The following is a 1,026-nucleotide window of genomic DNA, read 5'->3' on the forward strand; positions in this document are numbered from 1 at the left end:
TGCGCACCCTGACTCGTCGAGGGCCGACCCGGGAAGAAGAGCAACTGCAGATCGCCGACCTGCAGATTGATGTCATCAAACGCCGCGTCACCCGCGCCGGCGTGCGAGTGACGCTGACAAACAAAGAGTTCGCGTTGTTGCACCTGTTCGCCACGCATCAGGATCAGGTGCTGTCGCGTTCATTGATCGCCTCCCGGGTCTGGGACATGAACTTTGACAGCGACACCAACGTGGTCGACGTGGCAGTGCGACGCCTGCGCCTGAAAATCGACGACCCTTTCCAGCTGAAGCTGATCCACAGTGTGCGGGGCATTGGCTACCGCTTCGATACGCAACCATGAACCGTCGCCATTACTCCCTCACCCTGCGCCTGGCCGTGGTGTTCGCCTTGCTGGCCTTCGCCCTGATGGCCACCACCGGCGTCGCACTGTACCGCGATCTTGAGCGCGAACTGATCCGACGCGACGAGTCCACTTTGGTCTACCGCATCGATCAGCTGCGTACTTTCCTCAATGGCAGCAACACGCTGGAACTGATCAAGACCAAACCTATTCTGTTTCAGAACATGCTGGGCAATYGCGAATACATACTCACCATTGGTGTTCCAGGGGAAGCCCCGTTACTGCTGGTCAATCCCCGTCATATCGATATTCCCGACCTCACTCCCGTGGCCATGGACCATTCCCTGTCACTGACCGATGTACAGCATCTACCCGCCGTGAACGGAACCCCCTTCGCGGCCATCTCCGCGAGTATCGACTCGGGCACGCTGAAACTGACCGTTGGCTGCCTGATGACCGAACGAACCGCCGTACTCGCCAGCTATCGTCTCAGCGTCTACATCCTCGCCAGCCTCGCGGCGATTGTCCTGGCGCTGGCGGGATATGCCCTGCTTCACCGCGGGTTGTTACCCGTCAGACGCCTGGCGCAGCAAGCCCACGGTATCGGCATCGGTAACCTGACAGAGCGACTCGACAGCCAAGGCGCTCCGAAGGAGTTGCTGCCGATGATCGACTCGTTCAACAC

Annotated in this window: 1 protein-coding gene and 1 pseudogene; both read left to right on the plus strand. The window is 59.7% G+C overall.

What is annotated here, in order from left to right; translation table 11 throughout:
* Positions 1 to 341, plus strand: a 341-nt coding sequence (locus AC1DH9_RS29765) for a winged helix-turn-helix domain-containing protein (protein WP_477809407.1), incomplete at its 5' end; no start/stop codon positions are given.
* Positions 338 to 1,026: pseudogene (locus AC1DH9_RS29770) on the plus strand (heavy metal sensor histidine kinase); the annotation flags it as partial. The gene AC1DH9_RS29765 and the pseudogene AC1DH9_RS29770, both read left to right, overlap by 4 nt.

Source organism: Pseudomonas sp. 05T35 (assembly GCF_056396605.1).